Source organism: Sphingomonas sp. LR55 (assembly GCF_036856015.1).
Taxonomy (GTDB): Bacteria; Pseudomonadota; Alphaproteobacteria; order Sphingomonadales; family Sphingomonadaceae; genus Sphingomonas.
On sequence record NZ_JASPFO010000001.1, the window covers coordinates 2,656,033 to 2,674,418 of the forward strand.

Sequence of the window (18,386 nt, forward strand, 5' to 3'; positions counted from 1 at the left end):
CTAGCTCGGCAGGCGCATCAGCGATGCACCGCTCTCATCCATGTCCTTGGCGTTCTTCATCATGTTCGCCTGGACTTCGTAGCTGCGCTGGTTCTCGATCATGTCGACCAGCGCCTGGGTCATGTTGACGTTTGATCCCTCGATCGCGCCGCCCTGGACCTTCGCGTCGAGATCCTCGGGCAGTGTCCCCCCGCCCTTCACGCGCAGCAGGTTGTCGAGGCCCTTGACCGTGTCCGACCCCTTGGTGTCGGCGAGCTTGAGCTTGTCGATCACCTGCGGGTTCTTCGCGTCGCCCCCTGCGGCACGATCGAGATCGTCCCGTCGCCGGCGATCGTCAGCGACTGATAAGGTGGCAGCGTGATCGGCCCCCGAGCCGATCACCGGGTGCCCGTCGCCGGTCTGGAGCACGCCCGATGGCGCCACCTCCAGATCGCCGCGGCGGGTGTACGCCTCCGAGCCGTCCGACGCCTGCACCGCCAGCCAAGCCGTGGTGCCGGTGATCGCAACGTCCAGCGGACGCCCGGTCAGCTGGATCGCGCCGGGTGCGCGGTCCGCGTCCGTCACCTCTTCCGAGGTCGGCGCGCGCGCCTCGATCGTGCTGCCATCGCCCTTCAGGTTCAACCGGTCGAACACCACGCGGTCGGCGCGGAATCCGGTGGTCGACGCGTTCGCCATGTTGTTAGCGATCGCTGCCTGCGCCGCCATGTGCGCGCGCAGGCCCGTCGCCGCGGTGTAGACCAGCTTGTCCATTCAGGGTCCCCTGCGCGCGCTTGCTTAGCTGCGGATGTTGAAGATGGTCTGCGAGATCTGGCTGGCGGTATCCAAGGCCTTCGAGTTCGCCTGGAAATTGCGCTGCGCCGCGATCAGGTCGACCAGTTCCTCGGTGATATCGACGTTCGATCGCTCGATCGTTCCCGACATCAGATTGCCGAACCCATTGGCGCCCGCCGACCCCAGCTTCGCCTCGCCCGACACGCCGGTCGACGACCAGTTGCTGTTGCCGATCTGCCGCAACCCTTCCGGGTTCGAGAAATTGGCGAGCATCACCTGACCCAGCGCCTGCGTGTCGCCGTTCGAGAAGCTCGCCTTGACGATCCCCTTCTCGTCGATCGTCACGCCCTGGATCTGACCGACCGCCTTGCCGTCCTGCGTCCGCGACGTAACGTTGAACGCGCTGGCTTTCTGCGTCGTATCCGCGCCGAACGTGAACGCGATGTTCTGCGGCGTGGCCGAACCGGCGGTGGTGAACTCGTCATACGTGATCGGGCCGGTCGGTGCGGTCATCTTGCCCGCGGAGTCGAACGTCATCGTCGTGCCGGCATTGCCGCCCGACGTCAGCTCCTTGTCGCCGACGAAGCTATGGACTTCCCAGCTGCTGTTCGGATTGTCCGCGGTCGGCGACGACGTGCGCTTGAAATAATTGGTAAGCGTCATCGCGTTGCCCGACGCGTCATAGACCGTGGTCTGCGCCGACTGGTTGTAGCTCGACGGATCGAAGCGATCGAAGGTCGCGGTCGTCGGCACGGTCGCGCTCGAATTGAGATTGACGCTCAGCGCGACGGCCTTGGTCGGCGCAGCGGTACCGCTCGTTTCCGGCAGCTGCAGGCTGACCGACGAGTTGAGGCCGGTCGCGACGACCGAACCCGACCCATCCACCGGATACACCTGAAGATGGCTACCGCTCGAGATCGACGACGAAGCGGTTGGCGTCGACCAGAAAGCCGCCGTTGCGGGTGAAGTTGACCTGCGACGATGCGCTGTCGGGCTTCACCACGAAGAACCCGTCACCCGACACGGCAAGATCGAGCGCGTTCGACGACTGGATCAGATTGCCCTGCGCGAATTGCTGGCGGTTGCCCTTGACCATGACGCCCGAGCCGATCTGCTGCGACGGCGCGACCGAGACGCTCGACGCGATCACGTCGGCGAAATCGGTGCGGCTCTTCTTAAAGCCGTTGGTCGAGACGTTCGCCAGATTGTGCGAGATCGTCGACATCTCGGTCTGCGATGCCTGGAGACCGGAAAGCGAAGTGTAGAAGGACATGCGTTTGACTCCGTTGAATTAGGGTGCGGTCAGCCGATCTGGCGGACGGCGCTGACCGGCACTTCGCCGATCCCGGGAAGGGTGAGGATGGCGGACCCGGTGGTGGTCGAGACCGACTGGACGGGTGCCCAGACCAGGCTGGTCGCGGCGACCGCGGTGCCGTCGTTCTGCGCGTTGATGCTGACCTTGAACGGGCCGCTGCCGGCGTCGGCCCCGGCGCTGTCCTTGCCGTCCCAGTCATAGCCGACCGTGCCCTTGGCTTGTGCGCCAAGCTGCATCGTCTTGATCGCGACGCCGTTGGCATCGCTGATCGTGACGTTGACGCCGGTTGCGGCACCGCCGAGTTCGACCGATCCCGCAATCCCGCCAGAACTGCGACCATAGGCCGTCGATCCTTCGGTCAGCACCGTCTTGCCGACATAGGCGAGCGCATCGCTGGTGCTGGTCGCGCCGAGCTTGTCGGAGATCGCCTTCATCGTCGTGTTCATCTCGGAGATGCCGGCGAGCGAAGAGAATTGCGCCATCTGTGCGACCATCTGCGTGTTGTCGACCGGGTTGAACGGGTCCTGATTCTGCATCTGTGCGGTCATCAGCTTCAGAAAGTCGTTCTGATTCAGCGTCGATGCACTGGCCGCGGTGCTTGTAGTGGCGGTCGTCGAGGTGCGCGTGATGCCCAGACCGTTCAGCGTGGAATCGAAGGAAGTTGCCATGATCAGCGGCCTAGCTTGAGGGTATCGATGATGAGCGACTTCGCGGTGTTCATCACTTCGATGTTGTTCTGGTAGCTGCGGGCGGTCTCCATCATGTCGACCATCTCGCGGGTTTCATCGACTGCCGCCTCGAAGATGTTGCCATCCTTGTCGGCCATCGGATTGTCGGGATCGTAGCGCTTGGTCGGCGCTTCGCCGGCGGTGACGACGCGCTCGACGTCGACCGTGGACATGCCGCTGGCCGCATCGAAGCTGGTGCGGAACACCGGCTTCATCGTCTTGTACGCGGTCTCCGCCGAGCCGGTGGTGCCGCCAGCATTGGCGAGGTTCGACGCGGTAGTGTTCATCCGGACGAGCTGCGCGGACATCGCGCGGCCGGCGACCTGGAAAATCGTCATGGGCTGATTGGACATCTTATTCCCCCTTCAGCGCGCGCGTGATCTGGCCGATCCGCCCGTTCAGAAACGACAGGGTCGTCTGATACTGGACGGCGTTCTCGGCGAACGCGGTCTGCTCCTGGCTCAGCTCGACGGTGTTGCCATCCATCGAGGTCTGCGTCGGCACGCGGTATTTGGTCGCGGCGCTGGTGCTGCCATCATTCTCGACCGACGCGAGCGCCGACTGGAAATCGATGTCGCGCGCCTTGAAGCCGGGCGTCGACGCGTTGGCGATGTTCGACGCCAGCACACCCATGCGCTGCGAGCGCACCTCGAGTGCCGCCCCATGAACCCCGAAAAGCGTGTCGCCTGACACAAGCCCGTCTCCCGGCGCAACCATTGCGCAACCGGACATAAGCAATGGCCGTGCCAGTTTTTGGCGCGAGGGTGGCGGATGGCGGTTTGCCGGGTGACGGCAAGCGGGCGGCAAGGCGAGCGGCAAGCGGTTGCCGGTGCTGCAGGGGTAAGCGGCAATCGGGTTGCCGGTTGATGCGGTGGCCTATTTAAAGCAGCAAACCGAACTGCCGGCCCGCGCCATCACGATGTTTCCCGGCGAAGGCGGGGACCCAGTCTGGGCTCCCGCCTTCGCGGGGGAACAGAAGCGGGCGCCGCCGCTCACCCCTGCCACCACCCCGGCAAAGGCCGGGGCTCAATTGGAGAGGTCGCAGTAACGAAGCGCACCCTCAGTTAGCGACGTCCCCCAATTGGGCCCCGGCCTTCGCCGGGGTGGTGCTTGTGCGGATTGCTCCCGCGCCAAACGCCCGCGCAACCCACTCCGTCACCCCGGCCCTGTTCCGGGGTCCACCGTTCCACGCATCCGAAGCCATCGACTACGCGGCACGGTGAATGCCGGAACTAGCCCGGCATGACGGAGGAAACCAAATCCGGCACACCCCTTGCATCGCCCCTCGCACATGATCACGCTCGCCCAACTTCTCGACCCAGCAGCGCTCGCCATCGTCGGTGGCGGCACCGCGCTGGCGGTCATCCTCCGTACCCCGTTCCGCGATCTCGGCCGCGCGCTCGTTGCGGTCACGACGCTCGCCCGCGGTCGGTTCGATGCGGACCCGCTGCTCCAGCAGATCACCGCGCTCTCCCGGATCGCCAAGCGCCACGGCGTGATGGCGCTCGATCGCTCGGTCATTGCCGATGCCGACGTCGCCGCCGCGATAGCCGCGATCGTCGATGGAGCCTCGGCGACAGACGTTTCGACGCTCGTCCAGCACCGCCGCCGTGCCCGCATAGAGCGCCACGTCGCCGCCGCCGACGTCTGGGCCGGCGCTGCCGAGGTCGCCCCCGCGATGGGCATGATCGGCACGCTGATCGGTCTGGCCGAGATGTTCGCGACGATGAGCGATCCCGGCGCGATCGGTGGCGCGATGGCGGTTGCGCTGCTCGCCACGTTGTACGGCGCGCTGTTCGCCAATTTGCTCTTCATGCCGATCGCCAACCGCCTGCGCGCGCAAGGACGCAACGAAGCCTTCGAGCGCGCCCGCATCGAAGCGCCGCTCGTGGCGCTCGCCGACCGCGAGACGCCGCGGGGCTATGTCGCGCCAAGCTTGGCACCGACCCTGGCTACCGTGGCATGAACGCCAGCGACTATCCCGATGCGCCGACCGGCAAGCCGCTCTGGCTGATCACGCTCGCCGACCTCGCCTTGTTGCTGGTCGGCTTCCTCGTGCTCCTGCAGGCGACCCAGCACATCGGCGGCAAGGATTTGGCAAAGGGTATCCGCGAAGGCTTTGGCGCCAACGATGCCGAGCCCGCGCCGATGCCTGTCGCCGCCGCCGGGATCCTCGATTTCGCGCCCGGCTCGGCGATCCTGCCGACCACGCCCGGCGCGCTCGTCGCCTGGGCGCGGGAAGCGGCACGCGATCCCCGCGTGATGCTCACGGTTACCGGATCCACCGACGGTACGCCCGCCGATATCGATCGCGTCACCGGTAGCGCCGCGATCCTCGCCGCCGACCGCGCGCGCACCGTCGCCGCCGCGCTCGCCGCGGTCGCGCCGTCGCGCGTGGCGATCGTCACCGCCACCAAACCCGGCCGCCGCGCCGCGATCGTCTCCGTCGCCTTTGTCGGCGAACTCCAAACGGGCCCAGTTCGAAGGACACCGCAATGATCATCCCGTTCCTGCTCATGGCCGCGAGCTTCCAGGATACCGCCGCGCTCGATCGCTCGGTCACCGCGTTTACCGGGCGCCCGATCGGCGCCGAGGGTGGCGCACGCACGCCCGTCGATGTCCGGCTGCGGCTTGCGACCTGCCCGACGGTGTCGCTGTCGTGGCGTACCGAACAGCATGATGCGGTCGTCGTCTCGTGCGAAGGGCCATCATGGCGGATCTTCGTGCCCGTGATCCGGCCGGCGAACGCTCCCGCCGCGATTGCCGCGTCGTTCGTACCCGTGGCCAAGGCCGCGCCGGTCATCAAGCGCGGCGATCCGATCGTGATCGAGGCTGGCACCGAGGGCTTTTCGATCAGCCGCGAAGGTGTCGCGATGGGCGATGCCGCGCCAGGCGGCCGCTTCATGGTCAAGGTGGAAGCGACGCGGACGCCGGTCCAGGCGATCGCCGTAGAGGCGGGGCGCGCGACTTTGCCCGGCTGGTCGAACTAAATTTTCGAACAGATTAATTTTGCTAAAGCTTTTCGCGGTGCGGTCGTTTCTTCTCATGTCAGCGCAAACCAGAGGATGCGGACATGGTGGACTCGATCGGTGCGAAGCCGTCAGTAGCAGGAGATCGCTCCGTCGCGCGCGTCGCCGCCACGACGCCGACGACGCCCGTTCAGACTTCGGTACGGCCCTCGCCGCAAGCCGCGGCACAGGCGCAGAACCCGGTCCTCTCGGACTCATTGGCACTGGCAAAGACGATGGCCTCGTCGCCACCGGTCAATGCGACGCGCGTCGCCGAGATCAAGAAGGCGATCGCCAGCGGCACCTTCCCCATCCTTCCCGCGACCATCGCCGATCGGCTGATGGCGCTCAGCCTCGCCTGGAATTCCAATGAAGCGGCGTGAAGCCCTGATCCGCGTGATCGACGCGCTGCACGCCGAGATTTCCGCGTTGAAGTCGAACGACGTCGCCAGCCTCGAGCGCGCGACCGCGGACAAGCTCGCCGGGATCGAACAGGTCGCACTCCTGGGAACCGGCCCCGCCGGCACCGAGATCCGCGAGCTGGCGGACGAAGCGAACCGGCTGAACGAAACCTGCCGGATCTATACCAATCTGATGGCGGCAAATGTTCGCCGCCGCCTGCAAACCCTGACCGGCGACGGTGCCGTTGCCGGGTACCGGCCGGGACTTAGGGCAGCGTACGCGTAACATCGCGACCGTCTGACACTGCCCCCTTCCCCCAAATGTCCGTCACCCCAGCGAAAGCTGGGGTATCCCCGTGATAGGGCGCATCCTCGCCGCGAAAGACCCCAGCTTTCACTGGGGTGACGGTCTTTTGAATGAGCGCCACAGTGCTGGCGGGCGACAAGCGCGGAAACTGGCACGCCCCTTGCTGAGTATCCCCTGAATCAGGGGCACCGCACACGGGCATGACCGTCAATCCTATCACTACCGGCCGGATCCAGTCCGCGATCGCGCTTGCAAGCAGCAAGACGGGCGTGGATTTCGACTATCTGCTGGGCCAAGCGAAGCTCGAGAGCGGGCTCAACGCCAATGCCAAGGCCGGCACGTCGAGCGCATCGGGGCTCTATCAGTTCATAGAACAGAGCTGGCTCTCCGTCGTCAAGAAGCACGGCGCGGAGCACGGCATGGCGTGGGCCGCCAACAGCATCGGCCAGTCGTCGAGCGGCCGCCTCTCGGTCGGCGATGCCGGCACCAAGGCGGCGATCCTCGCGCTGCGCAACGATCCCAATGCCGCCTCGCTGATGGCCGCCGAATATGCGTCGGACAACAAGACCTCGCTCGAGGGCACGCTGAACCGGCCGGCTTCCGGCACCGACCTGTATATGGCGCACTTCATGGGGCTCGGCGGCGCGACCAAGTTCCTAAAGACGATGCAGGCCAACCCGCAGGCGAGCGGCGCCGCGCTGTTCCCCGCCGCGGCGCGTGCGAACCACAACGTCTTCTACGATTCGAACAACCAGCCGCGCACGCTGTCGGCGATCTACGACCGGTTCGCCGACAAGCTCGGTGGCGCCGCCGCAGGGGCAAGCGCGACCGCGACACCCGCCAACTATGCCGCGCAGGCGCTCGACATGAACGGCAGCACGGTCATCACCGGCAACAACGAAAGCGCCGACGACGCACTCGCCTGGGCGACTACCGCGATGGGCAGGTTCACCGGCAAGACGGCCCAGACCGCGGTGAACGTCCTGCGCCCGACGCCCGACACCGCGCGCCTCGCCTACATGATGCTCGCAAGGCTGGGCGGCTAAGCGATGAACCGCATCCTCTCCAACGCCCGCGCGTCGGTCCTGCCGCTCGCGATCCTGCTGCTCGTGCTCGTCATGGTCGTGCCGATCCCGGCGTTCATGCTCGACATCTTCTTCGTGGCGAACATCGCGATCAGCCTCGCCGTGCTGATGGTCGCGCTCAACGCGCAGAAGCCGCTCGACTTCTCCGCCTTCCCGACCGTGTTGCTGTTCGCCACCCTCTTCCGCCTCGGCCTCAACGTCGCCTCGACCCGCATCGTGCTGGTCCATGGCCACGAGGGCGAGAGCGCGGCGGGTCACGTCATCGAGGCGTTCGGCACGTTCCTGATCGGCGGCGATTACGTCGTCGGCATCTTCGTCTTCGCGATCCTGATGATCATCAATATGATCGTCGTCACCAAGGGCGCCGGCCGCGTGTCCGAAGTCAGCGCACGCTTCACGCTCGACGCGTTGCCCGGCAAGCAGATGGCGATCGACGCCGACCTCAACGCGGGCCTCATCACCCCCGACGAAGCCAAGGCGCGCCGCGTCGAAGTCTCCACCGAAGCCGATTTCTACGGCTCGATGGACGGCTCGTCGAAGTTCGTGAAGGGCGACGCGGTCGCGGCGATGCTGATCCTCGCCGCCAACATTATCGGCGGTCTGATCCTGGGGCCCGTCAGCCACGGCATGACGATCGCCGATGCCGCGCACAATTACATCCTGCTCGCGATCGGCGACGCGCTCGTCGCGCAGCTGCCGTCGCTGATGCTGTCGATCGCCGCCGCCTCGATCGTCACGCGCGTCACCTCCGACAAGGATCTCGCCGGCCAGATCGGTGGCCAGTTCGGTAGCCCACGCACCTGGACCCCGGTCGCGGTCATCCTTGCGCTGCTCGGCATCCTGCCCGGCATGCCGCACATGGTCATCCTGCCCGCCGCGACGATCGCCGGATTCGCCGCGTGGAAGCTGCGCCAGATTGAGCGGCGCCCCGCCCCCGTCGTCGTCGTGCCCGTCGAGACGATCGACCAGTCGAAGATCGGCTGGGAGGAAGTCACCGACGGCATGCAGGTCAATCTCGACATCGGTTACGGCCTGGTGCCGCTCGCCGACGAGCGTCGCGGGTCACCACTGATGGGGCGGATCACCGGCGTCCGCCGCCAGTTGTCGAAAGAACTCGGGTTCGTCGTGCCGCAGGTCCGCGTCCGCGACGACATCAACCTCGCCCCCTACGTCTACCGCATCCTCGTCAACGGCGTCGTCGTCGGCGAGGATACCGTCTCGCCCGACGAGATGCTCGCGCTCGACACGGGCCAGGCGTTCGGCGACCTGTTCGGCAAGAAGGTCAAGGACCCGACCTTCGGGCTCGACGCGACCTGGGTCGACGCGGGCGACGCCGATGCCGCGACCGGTGCGGGCTATCTCGTGGTCGATCCCGGCACCGTGATGGCGACGCATCTGAACCATTTGCTTGGCCAGAACGCGGCCGACCTGCTCGGCCAAGACGAAGTGCAGGCGCTGCTCGACGGCCTCAAGGAGCGCGCCGCGCAGCTGGTCGCCGCACTCGCGCCGCTGCCGATCACGACGCTGACGCAGGTCCTGAAAGGCCTGCTCGCGGAGAACGTGCCGCTCAAGGAATTCCGCCGCATCGCCGGCGCGATCGCGGTCGCGGCGCAGCGCACGCAGGACGCCGAAGAGATCATCGAGACGATCCGTCCCGAACTCGGCGCGCTCATCATCCAGAAACTGTGCGGCGTGCGCGAACCGCTGCGCGTCATGACTTTGGAGGGTCAATTGGAAGGTCTGCTCGGCCAGGCGATGCGCGCCGATCAATCGCGCCGCCACGTCATCGAACCCGATCTCGGCCGCCGCATCGTCGAGGCGCTGCAACGCGCCGCCGAACCGCTGATCGCCGAGGCGAAACCGTTCGCGCTGGTCGTCCAGCCGACTATCCGGATCGCGATCCGCAAGCTGGTGCGAACGTGCCTGCCGGATACGCCGGTGATGTCGTTCTTCGAGGTGCCGGAGGAAAAGGCGGTCGAGGTCGTCGCGGTCATCGGCGCTTCCCAACAGGCGCTTGCAGCATGAGCGCCCTCCCGATGCGCGGCGCCTTCGCAGACGCCCAGCCTTTGACGTACCGCCCGCATCAACGCCCCGGCGGCGACGCGGACCAGCTCGTCAAACAGCACCTGCCGCTCGTCCGCCGGATCGCCTGGCACGTCCACGGCAGCATGAGCAGCAGCGTCGAGGTAGAGGACCTGATCCAGGTCGGCCTGGTCGCGCTGGTCGAGGCCGCCGCGAATTTCGACGAACGCGGCATGCCGTTCAAGACCTACCTGATCACCCGCCTGCGCGGCAGCATGATCGACGAACTCCGCCGCCAGGCCACGTCGACGCGCGGCGCGATGCGTCGCCGCCGCCAATATGCCGAGGCGATCTCGACGCTCACCGCCCGCACGGGCAAGGCTCCCGGAGAAGACATGATCGCAGAGCATATCGGCGTGACGATCGAGAAACTCCGCACCGACTACGTCACCGCCGACTCGATCCGCTTCGACTCGATCGACGAGATGTACGCCGACGACCTCCCCTGGTTCGCCGACGATACCCCGGATGCATTCGAGCAACTTGCCGACAGCGACCTGCGCGAAGCCCTGATCAAAGCGATCACCGCGCTCCCCGAACGCGAAGCGCAAGTGATCCAGCTCTATTACGTCGAGGAACTCAACCTCGAGGAGATCGGTGAAGTGTTCGGCGTCGGCTCGGCGCGCGTCTGCCAGATCAAGGCATTGGCGCACGCAAAATTGAAGAAGGCGCTAGCTCGCGCGGTTTGAAGACCGGTGCGTTAGATTTCGGGCTGGGCGCGCATGTCATCGTCGCGGTGGGGATGGGAAACGCGCGTGCGCGGGATGCCGTCGTGGAGCGTCGCGGTGGGCGCACCCAGAATTGTCAATCGCGCGCGCAGGCTCGCACGCAGGAAGATCGTCTCCGCCGCAAGAAAGCGCCGCGGCGTCGTCCCGAGGAATGTCCCGGAATCGCGCAGAAAGTGCGATGCATCGAAATAGCTGCTGTCGATCTTCGAATAATCGCCGAGCCCTTCGTCGCGGATCAAGCCGATAAACGATCGCAGGAACCGCGCACGGCGCAGCAACATCTTGGGTGGCATGCCAAAATACCGTGTCGCCACGCGTCGCAGTTCGTGCGTCGGCACGCCCAGCCGATCGGCGACATCCTTCATCTCTATCACGCCATCGGTGATCGTCAGGGCGGTGAACGCGCGGATCAACGGCTCACGCGGATTCTGGACCGCGAACAGCGGCGCGAGCATGTCGTCGAGCAGCGGCTTGATCGACGCTTCGTCGTCGAGCAGGTCGAGCCCCTCGCGCAGCCGCTCGACGAAGTCCGCCCCGAGTAGCGTGCTCGCCGGGACGATCCGATTGTGAAAATCGCTGGCATGCCGCTGCGTCATGCGCGCCCAGCCGAGCGCACTGATACCAATCCCCACCGCGATCCCGCCATGCGTCACGGTGCGGAACGCACGACTGATCGGTCCATAGAGACTGACGGGATCGAGCGGACCGAACCGATGATTGCCGAGCGATACGGTGATCGGGCCGGCATCGAGCACGATCGACAGCATCGGCGGCGACGGCAGATACCAGTTGACCATCGCGTCGCAACTTTCGGCCGCATAGATCGCGTAGCCGGTAATACATTCGGCAAGCGTCCGGTCGGGCGCGGCATAGCGGACGTGAAGCCCGGGCGGCATATCCAACGCCGATGCGGACAGGCCCCGCGCCTGCGTTCCGCCGCCAAATTGTTCTGCCTTCATTCATCAGGCCTTAACATAGATTGTGGTGCCTTATTGTGTGCGGTTCGCACAGTGCAACGCGAGTAACAATTAAAACACGCGGATCAGGCACTTGCCGGTAAGATTTTGGATAAATCCGGCACTTCCCCACCTTTCATGAGATCATCAACGATGGAGGATCACCATGACTTCAGCGCGGTAGATCCCCTCTATGCGGCAGGTGCGAAAGATTAGATACGCTATCGTTTCGATACTACCGCTTGACCCTTCGCGATATCCCCGCCCCCACTGCTTGCATGTGCCGCCCTGACCTCGCGGTGCTGCCGCGGAAAAGGCTTTCCCGATGTAAAGCGCCGCGCTGCGCGACCAACCGGTTTAGAAGCCTGCGGCGGTAAGTTGCGATCGCAGGTTGAGCCGCTCACGTTCGGAAATCGGCGGGAGTGCACGCGCGGATTTTCCCTTGCGCAGGCGTTCGCGGTCGGCCTCGCTCGGTTCGACGCGACGCACGCGCACGGCGGCGGGACCGGCGGACCGCACGCCGAGACCGACCGCAGCACCGCGCGAAAGGTCGATGATCCGGGCACGGCCGACAAACGGACCGCGATCGTTGATCCGCACGATGATGCGTCGCCCGGTATCAAGCGCGGTCACCTCGACATAAGTCGGCAGCGGCAGCGTCGTATGCGCCGCCGTTATCCAATCCGCGCGAAAACGTTCACCGCTTGCGGTCCGGTTGCCCGATTCCGTTCCGTACCAACTGGCATAACCGAGCACGTCGTAGTCCGGGTCGACGACCGGCACATAGGTGGTGCCCTTGACGCGGTAAGCCGCGCCCAGCCTGACGGGGCTGTCGTTGACCGGTCGGAACGTACCGCCAGCGCATCCCGTCATCGCGAACGACAAGCCTGCAACGAACAGCGTGGATCTTGAAAACTTCGGCATGTCGGATCCCATTGGGTCGGCGCATGTGGAACGGGGCGTGTGAACAGTACCGCGGCGGCGATGCGGTGCCCCGGCCATCAACGCCGCTGATAGAAGATATGTGAATCGACCGTCGCGACCTTGACGAGCGACGCGCGCCAATAGGGCACCATCCAGTCGGTATGATAGTGCGTTGCCCGACCGACCGGTGCGTAGACATACCCATTCAGGGCGCGACGGGCGGCGCGTCTGGCCTGGTCCCAACCATCATGTTCGGGCCTGCGCACTTGCGAACCATCGCAGGAGAACGAGAACTGGCACCCGGTCTTGCGGTTCGCGCCCTGGTACACGACGCCGCAGACGGTCTTGGGGAAGCCCGCCGCCCCGACGCGGTTGAGCACGACCTGGATCACGGCGCGCTGTCCGTCACGATCGTCACCGGCTTCGTACAGCGCCACGGTCGCGAGACATTCGGTTGCCTGTTCGCGTGCCGCAGGGCCACCTTTGAAACGAAACCGCGTCGCAGAACGACGCTTTGCCACCGCAATCGGGACCAGCGCGTTGGACGCGCGGGCCTGCGCCATCGTCAGGCGTTGGGGACGCCGTAGATCGATCGTCGCCGCGGGCCAGGGCAGGTCGGTCAACGTGCCGAAGATCGCCGCGGCCACCACCGCGACCCCGAGCAACAGCAGCCATTGTTCCGACGACGCGCCTTGCCGCGATCCCCGAGCCCGCAAGTGCGAGGATTGCGCGCGTCGCTTCGTCATCCCGTCCCTGTACCGGGGAAGAGAGTTCAGGCCAACGGGGAAGCCATGGAACGCCTGTCACCGCGCGAGACTCGGACGGGCTGAAGCCGCCGAACCTCAACGGTCCGACGACGATCGCGGTGCCGGGCCGGGCTAGGCCAGGCCTGGCCAGGCCAGGGCTGAAGCGTCAGTGGCTCGATCGTTTCCCAGACCGTGGTGTTCGCCAATTGCACCGCGCCAGTCCGCTTCGCCGCCGTCCAAGGGTTCGACGCGACACGGGTCGATTTGGTGCTGTCGTGAGGCCAGACCGCGAACCGGTCGTCTGGGCGATGACCCCGGTTCGACGAACGCCGCGGCTCCCGGTCGCCGTCCGCACCTCGACAGCGCCGCCACGGCGCACCACATTGTGGTCAACGGAGTGCCGCCATGACCAGCTATCGCAAGACAGAAGACGCCGTTGCCGCGCTGACACCGGAACAATATCGCGTCACGCAGGAGAATGCGACCGAGCGCCCCGGTTCCGGCGCGCTCCTGCATGTGAAGGACGCGGGGATCTATGTCGACATCGTGTCGGGCGAGCCGTTGTTCGCCAGCACCGACAAATATGATTCCGGCTGCGTCTGGCCCAGCTTCACCCGACCGATCGAGACTGCCAACGTCACGGCCAAACGCGACTGGTCGATGCTGATCCCCCGTACCGAGGTGCGCTCGGCGCATGGCGACAGCCATCTCGGCCATGTCTTCAAGGACGGCCCGCGCAGTCGCGGTGGCTTGCGCTACTGCATCAATTCGGCGGCACTGCGTTTCGTCCCGCGGGGCGAGATGGCCACCAAAGGCTATGCCGCGTATCTCGATCAGGTCGAGGATGTGCCGGCCAAAACCGAGCGCGCGGTTCTTGCCGGCGGATGCTTCTGGGGCATGCAGGATCTGATCCGTGCGCAGCCCGGTGTCGTCTCGACGCGTGTCGGCTATTCCGGCGGGGAGGTCGCCAACGCGACGTATCGCCATCACGGCAACCATGCCGAGGCGATCGAGATCTTCTTCGATCCGGCGCGTACCGACTTTCGGATGCTGCTCGAATTCTTCTTCCAGATCCACGATCCGACCACGGTCAACCGGCAGGGCAATGATCGCGGTGCCAGCTACCGGTCCGCGATCTTCTATACCGACGACGCCCAGAAGGCGGTGGCGCAGGATACGATCGCAGATGTCGAGGCGTCGGGGCTATGGCCCGGCAAGGTCGTGACCGAACTCTCGCCGGTGGGCGATTTCTGGGAGGCCGAGCCCGAGCATCAGGACTATCTAGAACGCAAGCCGAATGGCTATACCTGCCATTTCGTCCGCCCGAACTGGAAGCTGCCGCGCCGCGCCGAAGCGGCGTAAGTTACGTCAGTCCACCTCGCGACGGCATGCCGGTCAACGGTATGATTGCCAGGGATGGCGATGTCCGCGTCGCAGTTGGCGCATGTCACGGGCTCACCAACGCTACCGGGTTGATATCCTCAAAACGTATAGGCGAGCCCTAGCGTCCCTAGCCATTGGTCGCGCGATCCGGCGATGGCGACGAGCGGGCTGTGCGCGATCGAGCCTGCCATGCGGCCATAGGTGCCGCCTGCGACCAGCTTGACGCCGTGCAGCAAATCGCCGGTGAGCGAATAGCTGCCGATTGCGCCGAGCGTCCAGTTCTTGAGGCCACCGCGGGCCGTGTAGACGGGGAGTCCACTCGTCGCGCTCTGCGCTGCGGACACGCTGTAATAGGTCTGCGCATAGCCGCGTTCGACGATGTCGGCGGAGGCGAACAGGCCGATCGCGGCCTTGAGCGACAGCGGCGTGACATAGGTGATGCCGGGGCTCCAGATGCCGCTATCGTGAACCCCGCTGACGTCGTGGCGATAGCCGAGCGTCACCGACAGCGTATCGTAGGGGCTGGTCAGGACGCCGGTCTTGCCGAGGCCGACATAGCCGCCGAGCTCGACCGCGACGCCAAGCTTGCCGAGCGCGCGGACGCGGCGGTCGTCGATGCTGCCGAGGGCGCTACGGTTGAAATTGAGTTGCGCGACGGGGCCTGCCTGCACGTCCCAGACCGGGCCCGGCGCGTTCTTGATCAGGTCGACGCTCAGCTGGTTGCCGGCCAGGACGAAGCCATAGCCCTTGATCGTCCCGATCGCGGCGGGTGCCGGGGTGATCCGATAGTCGTTCGAGCCTTCGTAATCGGGGAGTGCCGCGACCCCGACACCGACGGTCACGGTATCGCGGTACGGATCGGCGGGTGCGTCTTGCGCATGGGCGGGTAGCGTGGTGAACGCCGCCAATGTGCTGCCGAGGATGAGCGACAGAGTTTGGATATAGGGCATGAGAAGGTCCTTGGTTGAAATGTGATCGGCGCGGCGAGCGGTCAGCCGCCGAGCGCGCGGTGAAGCTGGATGTGCGCGAGCGCGGTGGCGACGCGCTGGCGAACGACGGCCAACTCCGCGGACAAGGCCGCTTGGCGGGCGTCGAGCAGCGGCGAGGCCGCGATGTCGCCGCGGGCGTAGCGGGCCTCGACCATCGCCACCGTCAGGCGACGCGATGCGAGGTCGCGGTCGGATAGGCTGGTGCGCTCGGCGGCGGCGCGGTTCGCCGACAGCGCGTCGTCGACTTCGCGCCAGGCGTTGAGGACGGTCTGGCGGTAGGCGAGCGCGGCGGTGCGCTCTTCCGAGCGGCGCAGGTCGAGTTGCCGCTGCAATCGGCCGCCGGAGAAGATCGGCAGCGACAGACTGGGGCCGATGCTCGTGCTGCGCGCGTTCCAGCCGAAATCGGCGAGGTTCAGCACGTCGATATCGAACAGGCCCGTCAGGTCGATCTTGGGATAGAAATCGGCCTGCGCGACGCCGATCTGCGCGGTCGCTGCGTGAAGCCGTGCTTCGGCTTCGACGATGTCGGGACGTGTGCGGGCAACCTCGGAGGGCACGCGCACCGCCGCCGCCGGGAGCGGGCTTTGCGGTTGCAGCGTCGTGCGGTCGAACGGGGCGGTATCGGGCGTGCCACCGACCAGGATCGCCAGCGCGCACTGCGTCGTGGCCGCCTGGTGGTCGAGCTCGACGATGTCGCCATGCAGAGCCCGCAGTTTCTCCTCGATCGCGGCAAGATCGATCGGTGTGGCGAGACCGCGAGCCAGCAGCGCGCGCGATCGATGCGTTGCGCTCGGCGAGTGCGACCCCGTCCTGTGCGATGCGGCGCTCGTCCCACAGGCCGCGCAGTTGAAAATAGGTGCGCGCGACCTCGGCCTCGACCGACAGGTGCACGCCGCGCGCGGCGGCTTCGGTGGCCTCGACCGAAGCCTGCGCGGCCTCGGCCTGGCGACGATGGCCGCCCCAGAGATCGAGTTCCCAGCTCGCGCCGACGCCCGCGCTGTAGAGATCGAAGTCGACGCCCTTGGGCGGGGTCGTCGTCGGGGTGACGCCGAGCAGCGTCTGCGTCACCGAGGCGATCCCCGCGGTGCCGATGCGCTCGCGGCTATAGCCGGCTTGGCCTTCGATCTGCGGCGACCCGGCGGCGCGAGCCTGGCCGCGTTCGATCCGCGCGGCGGTGATCCGTTCGATCGCCGCGGCAATGTCGAGGTTCGCCGAACCGGCTCGAGCCTCCAACGCGTCGAGCACCGGGTCGTCGAAACTCCGCCACCAGCGCGCATCGGTGCTAGCCGAGACCGGGGCCACACTCTGCCAGACCGGCGGCAGGATCGCCGCGGGCGGCGCGAAATTCGGGCCGACCGTACAGCTCGCCAGCGCGACGGCGAGCAGCAGCGGCACCCATGAGAGTTTCGGATCATGCATTGTCGTGGTCCTCCTTCGGAAGGCCGGATGTGCGATCGAAGGCGAGCGCGTAGAGCGCGGGGAGGGCGACCAGCGTGAGGATCGTCGCGCCTATGAGCCCGCCGATCATCACGATCGCCATCGGCCCCCAGAAGATGTTGAAGCAGAGCGGAATGAACGCGAGCACCGCCGCCAGCGCGGTCAGCACGACCGGGCGCGATCGACCGATCGTCGCGGCGACAATCGCTGCGGGCAGGTCCATGCCCTCGGCCTGGTTATGCGTCACCTGATCGACCAGGATGATTGAGTTGCGCATGATCATTCCGGCGAGCGCGATCAGCCCGAGCAGCGCGACGAACCCGAACGGCGCGCCGGTCAGCACCAGCGCCACCACCGCGCCGATCACCCCGAGCGGTGCGGTCGCCAGCACCAACAGCGTCCGGCCGATGCTCTGCAGCTGAATCATCAGCAGCAGGAGCATCAGCGCGAAGGTGATCGGCAGCAGCGCATAGATCGCATCGTTCGCCTTGGCGGACAGCTCGCCGTCGCCGCCGTCTTCGATCCGGTAGCCGGCGGGCAGCGATGTCGCGATCGCGGCGACGCGCGGCGGCGGCGTCGACGACTTCGCCGGCCTGGACGTCGCCGGTAATGTCCGCCTGCACGGTCATGCAGAGCGCGCCGTTGCGCGTCCAGACGATCGGCTGCTCCGTAGTCGCGCCGATCCGCGCGACCTGATCGAGCGGGACCGGACCGCCGGGCGTGCTCACCGCCATGTCGGCGAGCCGCCCCGGATCGCTGCGATCCGGCGCCGTGCCACGCACGACGATGCCGATCCGTTTGGTCCCGCGGAGCACGTCACCGGCCGGCTGGCCCGACAGCATCGTCGCGACCTCGCCCGCCAGCCGCGCCCGATCGAGCCCGAGCCGCGCGACCCGATCGGGGTCGAGGTCGAGCCGCACCGCGACCGACGGCGTCCCCCAATCCGCCTGGACCGCGGTCGTGCCGGGCGTCGTGCGTAGCACCGCTTCCAACCGCGCGGCGATGGTCCGCAAAATCTCCGGATCGGGTCCGATCACGCGGTATTGCACGGGGAAACCGGCGCTCGGCCCGAGCGACAGGCGACGGACGTGGAGCTTCGCCTCGGGCGACGCGTGGTTTGCGAGCAGCCGCGCGATGACACGTTCACGTGCGCGCAGGTCGGGCGCGACCAGTACCATCGTCGCGGTCGCCGGGTCGGGCAGCGAGGGGCCGTAGGGGAGATAGAAACGCGGCGCGCCCTGGCCGATATAGCTGTCTACCTGTGCAATATCGCGGTCCTTCGCGATGCTCGCCTCGATCCGCTTCACCGCCGCCGAGGTGGCGGACAGCGACGCGCCGGGCCGCAGGCTGACGTCGACGATGATTTCGGGGCGGTCGGAGATCGGGAAGAATTGCTGGCGGACCAGCATTGCGCCCGCCAGGCTTGCCGCCAGCAGCGCCGCCGTGAGCGCGACCACGGTCTTGCGCCGCGCCATGCACGCATCGACCAGCTTGCGCAGCCGCCGGTACACCGGCGTATCGTACAT

At 66.5% G+C, this 18,386-nt stretch carries 21 protein-coding genes and 2 pseudogenes; 9 read left to right on the forward strand and 14 right to left on the reverse strand.

Annotation, left to right across the window (positions count from 1 at the left end; genetic code table 11):
- The 6 genes from QP181_RS12630 to QP181_RS12655 are packed head-to-tail and all read right to left on the reverse strand — an operon-like array spanning position 1 to position 3,507.
- Positions 1-750, reverse strand: coding sequence for a flagellar hook-basal body complex protein (locus QP181_RS12630; protein ID WP_333928718.1), 750 nt, complete (start codon positions 748-750; stop codon positions 1-3).
- A 24-nt stretch (positions 751-774) separates the two neighbouring features.
- The gene (locus QP181_RS12635) at positions 775-1,656 is read right to left on the reverse strand and encodes a flagellar hook-basal body complex protein (RefSeq protein ID WP_333928719.1); all 882 of its coding nucleotides are present in this window, start codon (positions 1,654-1,656) and stop codon (positions 775-777) included.
- Between the two features lie 19 nt (positions 1,657-1,675).
- On the reverse strand, positions 1,676-2,044 hold the full coding sequence (locus QP181_RS12640) for a flagellar hook-basal body complex protein (RefSeq protein WP_333928720.1): 369 nt from the start codon (positions 2,042-2,044) through the stop codon (positions 1,676-1,678).
- Positions 2,045-2,073: 29 nt separating this feature from the next.
- A complete protein-coding gene (locus QP181_RS12645) occupies positions 2,074-2,754 on the reverse strand; it encodes a flagellar hook assembly protein FlgD (RefSeq protein WP_132736538.1) in 681 nt (226 codons plus the stop codon).
- 2 nt (positions 2,755-2,756) lie between these two features.
- Positions 2,757-3,167 carry a flagellar basal body rod protein FlgC gene (flgC, locus tag QP181_RS12650; RefSeq protein ID WP_056061586.1) on the reverse strand — a complete coding sequence of 137 codons (411 nt, stop codon included), beginning with the start codon at positions 3,165-3,167 and terminating at the stop codon, positions 2,757-2,759.
- A 1-nt stretch (position 3,168) separates the two neighbouring features.
- The gene (locus tag QP181_RS12655) at positions 3,169-3,507 is read right to left on the reverse strand and encodes a flagellar basal body rod protein FlgB (RefSeq protein ID WP_277983067.1); all 339 of its coding nucleotides are present in this window, start codon (positions 3,505-3,507) and stop codon (positions 3,169-3,171) included.
- Between the two features lie 598 nt (positions 3,508-4,105).
- On the opposite strand from QP181_RS12655, the gene QP181_RS12660 reads away from it, so the two are divergent.
- The 8 genes from QP181_RS12660 to QP181_RS12695 all read left to right on the forward strand — a co-directional run bounded on the left by QP181_RS12660 (position 4,106) and on the right by QP181_RS12695 (position 10,386).
- The gene (locus QP181_RS12660) at positions 4,106-4,780 is read left to right on the forward strand and encodes a motility protein A (RefSeq protein ID WP_333928721.1); all 675 of its coding nucleotides are present in this window, start codon (positions 4,106-4,108) and stop codon (positions 4,778-4,780) included.
- Entirely contained in the window at positions 4,777-5,313 is a 537-nt protein-coding gene (locus QP181_RS12665; RefSeq protein ID WP_333928722.1) for a hypothetical protein, read from the forward strand. The genes QP181_RS12660 and QP181_RS12665 overlap by 4 nt, the downstream gene beginning before the upstream one ends.
- Complete coding sequence (locus QP181_RS12670) at positions 5,310-5,804, forward strand: flagella basal body P-ring formation protein FlgA (protein WP_333928723.1); 495 nt, start codon at positions 5,310-5,312, stop codon at positions 5,802-5,804. Before QP181_RS12665 ends, QP181_RS12670 begins: the two co-directional genes overlap by 4 nt.
- Positions 5,805-5,887: 83 nt before the next feature.
- Positions 5,888-6,205, forward strand: coding sequence for a flagellar biosynthesis anti-sigma factor FlgM (gene flgM / locus QP181_RS12675; RefSeq protein WP_333928724.1), 318 nt, complete (start codon positions 5,888-5,890; stop codon positions 6,203-6,205).
- On the forward strand, positions 6,192-6,509 hold the full coding sequence (locus QP181_RS12680; RefSeq protein WP_333928725.1) for a flagellar protein FlgN: 318 nt from the start codon (positions 6,192-6,194) through the stop codon (positions 6,507-6,509). The genes flgM and QP181_RS12680 overlap by 14 nt, the downstream gene beginning before the upstream one ends.
- Before the next feature lie 221 nt (positions 6,510-6,730).
- Complete coding sequence (locus QP181_RS12685; protein ID WP_333928726.1) at positions 6,731-7,576, forward strand: lytic transglycosylase domain-containing protein; 846 nt, start codon at positions 6,731-6,733, stop codon at positions 7,574-7,576.
- Between the two features lie 3 nt (positions 7,577-7,579).
- On the forward strand, positions 7,580-9,640 hold the full coding sequence (gene flhA, locus QP181_RS12690) for a flagellar biosynthesis protein FlhA (RefSeq protein WP_333928727.1): 2,061 nt from the start codon (positions 7,580-7,582) through the stop codon (positions 9,638-9,640).
- Positions 9,637-10,386 (forward strand): FliA/WhiG family RNA polymerase sigma factor, encoded by a 750-nt coding sequence (locus tag QP181_RS12695; protein WP_333928728.1) that lies wholly within the window; start codon positions 9,637-9,639, stop codon positions 10,384-10,386. Before flhA ends, QP181_RS12695 begins: the two co-directional genes overlap by 4 nt.
- 11 nt (positions 10,387-10,397) lie before the next feature.
- Here the strand turns inward: QP181_RS12695 and QP181_RS12700 are convergent, their stop codons facing one another.
- The 3 genes from QP181_RS12700 to QP181_RS12710 all read right to left on the reverse strand — a co-directional run bounded on the left by QP181_RS12700 (position 10,398) and on the right by QP181_RS12710 (position 13,051).
- Positions 10,398-11,384, reverse strand: a complete 987-nt coding sequence (locus QP181_RS12700; protein WP_333928729.1) for an AraC family transcriptional regulator — start codon at positions 11,382-11,384, stop codon at positions 10,398-10,400.
- 354 nt (positions 11,385-11,738) lie between these two features.
- Positions 11,739-12,305, reverse strand: coding sequence for a septal ring lytic transglycosylase RlpA family protein (locus QP181_RS12705; protein ID WP_333928730.1), 567 nt, complete (start codon positions 12,303-12,305; stop codon positions 11,739-11,741).
- Between the two features lie 77 nt (positions 12,306-12,382).
- A complete protein-coding gene (locus tag QP181_RS12710) occupies positions 12,383-13,051 on the reverse strand; it encodes a cell wall hydrolase (RefSeq protein ID WP_333928732.1) in 669 nt (222 codons plus the stop codon).
- A gap of 405 nt (positions 13,052-13,456) precedes the next feature.
- On the opposite strand from QP181_RS12710, the gene QP181_RS12715 reads away from it, so the two are divergent.
- Positions 13,457-14,413, forward strand: a complete 957-nt coding sequence (locus QP181_RS12715) for a bifunctional methionine sulfoxide reductase B/A protein (RefSeq protein ID WP_333928734.1) — start codon at positions 13,457-13,459, stop codon at positions 14,411-14,413.
- A 119-nt stretch (positions 14,414-14,532) separates the two neighbouring features.
- Here QP181_RS12715 and QP181_RS12720 read toward each other — a convergent pair whose 3' ends face one another.
- The 5 genes and pseudogenes from QP181_RS12720 to QP181_RS12740 form a co-directional block, all read right to left on the reverse strand.
- Complete coding sequence (locus QP181_RS12720; protein ID WP_333929626.1) at positions 14,533-15,384, reverse strand: MipA/OmpV family protein; 852 nt, start codon at positions 15,382-15,384, stop codon at positions 14,533-14,535.
- A 41-nt stretch (positions 15,385-15,425) separates the two neighbouring features.
- Positions 15,426-15,980, reverse strand: coding sequence for a TolC family protein (locus tag QP181_RS12725; RefSeq protein WP_333929627.1), 555 nt, complete (start codon positions 15,978-15,980; stop codon positions 15,426-15,428).
- 268 nt (positions 15,981-16,248) lie between these two features.
- Positions 16,249-16,842, reverse strand: a pseudogene (locus QP181_RS12730) (TolC family protein); the annotation flags it as partial.
- On the reverse strand, positions 16,835-17,413 hold the full coding sequence (locus tag QP181_RS12735; RefSeq protein ID WP_333929628.1) for an efflux RND transporter permease subunit: 579 nt from the start codon (positions 17,411-17,413) through the stop codon (positions 16,835-16,837). The gene QP181_RS12735 and the pseudogene QP181_RS12730, both read right to left, overlap by 8 nt.
- A gap of 70 nt (positions 17,414-17,483) precedes the next feature.
- Positions 17,484-18,386 (reverse strand): annotated as a pseudogene (locus QP181_RS12740) (efflux RND transporter permease subunit); the annotation flags it as partial.